Here is a 2,998-nt window from a genome sequence, read left to right as displayed (position 1 = left end):
AGCGGGAATGAGACAAACTATACATATCAGAGTGTATAGGTGCGTACCTATACACATTGAACTTGAAATGCATAGTCTAGAACACGCCCCTCACACATGTGCGTAGGGTAGTTATCAATGTCACGCTGAACGCTCGCCAGTAGCTCTGGTTGCTCTTTCTTAACCCAATCCATTGATACGTATTGCATGTAATGCTTGCCGTTCTTAGGACGCTGGCCTTGTATTTTAAACCGTGTATCTGTAATCGTGTTTCTTAGGTAATACATTAAATTCCACTCCTTTGAATGTATCTAAGTGCTTGCCGAACCATGCTATCTAGTGGTTCAGATTGTGATTCACTAATCACTGGTTCGTCATCTACATCAAGTTCACGAAACTTGTTCGTAAGCTCTAGCAATGTACGTCCGTTCAGACTCGCATTATCAATATAAGCAACTATCTCTCCGTCATCGTTTTCAACCTCATTTACTGTAAAATCAAAATACGGTAGACCATTGTCTAAAGTGAACTTATCACCGCTGATATGCCCAATAGTGAATTCGTGCTGTAGTGCATTAGTTGTGAACACTAAAGGTATGTAACTATCACTATCATTGCTTTCTGCTAAATGGACTAGAAAATCATCCTCTGGTAGATAATTGATACTCTCATTCAGTGCTTGTTCGTTGAGATTTACATGCTCGTACATTTCAACGTGACTCAAATCATCCACTAAATCGGTTAGGTAGTAATTACCATTTGAGCCTTTTGCTAAATGGATAGCTACGCCGTTGTCATATAGTGCTTGGTATTTCGTCCCTCCTGTGCCCGCCCCATCTGATAGAAAACTAGCGGTTTCCTTACCATCAAACCTGCCAATGACATTGGTAATGTCTTTTCGTTTTAAGTCGTCTAATGATTTAAATATCAGCTTGCTATGACCTGCAACTAAAGAGGGTCTAGTTTGTTTAATCTGCATTTTTCAATCTCTCCACCAGCCATTGCTTAAAGTCCATTTCTGATTTGCTTCGCTCATGCTCACGGTAGAGCAATACCATGTAATCAGCTTTGATACCGAACTCTGGTAATAGTATGTGTAGGTACTTTGCTGTTTCTAACTGTTTTGCTGTCGCGAACTCTGCTATTAGTTCGTTGAAATTCTTACGGTCTTGCCTCTCCTTATACGTGACCTTGCGTTTTTCAAGAATCTTGTCCCTATGTTTTTTAAAGTAGCGTTTGTCTTTATCTGCCATTCTGTTGTCCTAAAAATGCACTGACCGCGAATCAGGTCGGCCAGTGGAAACTCAAATTTATTGCGTCTAATTTCGGAATTACGGGGAGACGCAACAACCCGCACAATGTTAGGTGTGTCAAATACCCCATTGCTTAATCTATTTAGTGGTATTGCCAGTCGTAAAATTGCGATTCTCAGACACAAAAAAAGCGAGCCGAAGCTCGCTTTGAATTCACAAATAAAATGCATAAGAAAAGGTTGTGTGGGTTCACTACGTCCACATCAGTATTTAGTTCCAGTTTCTAATCACGGTATGACGACTAACATCTAGCAACCGTGCAATCTCACTTTGTCCCTTACCCTCTGCTTTGAGTCGCTGAACATCATCAGTATGTTTTGAACCTGCTTTGCGTCCTAGCTTCTTGCCTTGTGATTTAGCGCGCTCTAGACCTTGTTTGGTGCGTTCTATAATTTTATTACGCTCGAACTCAGCAAAGGTACTCATAAGCTGTAGCATCATCTTGCCTTCGGGTTTGGTTAGGTCTGCTACTGGTAGGTCGTGACACACTAGAATGATTCCCTTTTCTAGTATGTAATTTACCGTCTGCTGAACATCGATATTATCGCGCCCTAGTCGGTCTAGTTTCAGAACAACCAATCTATCGCCTTTCTCTAGTTTTTGTTCAATGAGGTTTTTAAACAATTCGCGCTCTAGTGCTTTGGTTGAGCCACTAACAACCTCCGATACAAGTCTATGAGGTTCAACTTTATAACCAAGGGACTCGAACGCAGTTACTTGATTATCGGTGGTTTGGTCAGACGTACTTACGCGGGTGTAGAAGAAAGTTCTCATTGCTCAACCTGTATCATTAAATGGTGTAGCAATAATATATTGTAGCAGAAACTATATGTACACAATTAATGATACAGCCTTTGACTTGCCTCACGTGTAGCATTAATCGTTCATTTTTTGCTACAGCTTACAGGTAAAAAAAACTCAAAACCAAGTGCCTCGCTATTATAGCAATGATATGCATATCACACATTTAAAGTATGCACTCTAGCATTTGCTGTATTCATCTAATTTAAATGCCAATATATACACTCGGTTTATTGTGCCGAGTAACTAAATGAGGGATTTATGCCAGTATTTATTGTTAATAAAAATTCTCAAAGCAATGGTGACCATGAAGTTCATAATAAAACTACAGGTTGCTCTTATATGCCTAACATTGAAAACCAAGTAGCAGCGGGAACTCACAACACATGTGCAGGCGCTGTTGCTGAGGTAAAGAGAAACAACCCTACACTTAGGATTAATGGGTGCTATTACTGTTGTAATGCTTGCCACACTAGCTAGAGTGATTAACCTAAATGCCCTGTAACAACGTGTCCAGCTCAACTCTTATGATGTACTCTTTATAGGGTTGGTCTGTGACACTTTTTAACCGCTTATACATGGAGTTGCTTTACTTATGAGTGTGCAGTTATCAGTCTGCGTGCTGTATCCTCCCACTACCGCGAGTAGCGTTAATCGTTCGTTTTTTTGCTACAACCAGTCGTTGAAAATTACGTGTTCGTATTTTTTCACGAATTCGTGAGCAATCACCTCATTTCATTAATGCGTTTGAGCTTTTCTGCCTGTACAGTTAGAAAAAATCAAAACGGAATATCTAATGAAGCAAATAACCGTAAATGTAGCCGACCTTGTAGTTGGAAAGCGACAACGTCCTGTTAGCAAAGACAAAGTTAATGAGCTAGCCAAATCAATCCATACTATCGGAA

General features: G+C 40.2%; 4 protein-coding genes. All 4 read right to left on the bottom strand.

Translation table 11 applies throughout. From position 1 onward, the window contains the following. Positions 1-47: 47 nt before the first annotated feature. The 4 genes from AB6E85_RS25705 to AB6E85_RS25690 all read right to left on the bottom strand — a co-directional run bounded on the left by AB6E85_RS25705 (position 48) and on the right by AB6E85_RS25690 (position 2,066). A complete protein-coding gene (locus tag AB6E85_RS25705) occupies positions 48-266 on the bottom strand; it encodes a hypothetical protein (RefSeq protein ID WP_102297588.1) in 219 nt (72 codons plus the stop codon). Further along, entirely contained in the window at positions 266-958 is a 693-nt protein-coding gene (locus tag AB6E85_RS25700; RefSeq protein ID WP_372144795.1) for a hypothetical protein, read from the bottom strand. Before AB6E85_RS25700 ends, AB6E85_RS25705 begins: the two co-directional genes overlap by 1 nt. Continuing rightward, complete coding sequence (locus AB6E85_RS25695; RefSeq protein WP_102297595.1) at positions 948-1,232, bottom strand: hypothetical protein; 285 nt, start codon at positions 1,230-1,232, stop codon at positions 948-950. Before AB6E85_RS25695 ends, AB6E85_RS25700 begins: the two co-directional genes overlap by 11 nt. 270 nt (positions 1,233-1,502) lie before the next feature. Then, entirely contained in the window at positions 1,503-2,066 is a 564-nt protein-coding gene (locus AB6E85_RS25690; protein ID WP_372144793.1) for a recombinase family protein, read from the bottom strand. Positions 2,067-2,998 lie beyond the last annotated feature (932 nt).

It is taken from the genome of Vibrio sp. 10N.247.311.51 (assembly GCF_041467855.1).
Taxonomy (GTDB): domain Bacteria; phylum Pseudomonadota; class Gammaproteobacteria; order Enterobacterales; family Vibrionaceae; genus Vibrio; species Vibrio coralliirubri.
The sequence above is the reverse complement of the archived record's forward strand: the minus strand, read 5'-3'. Positions and strand labels throughout refer to the sequence as shown.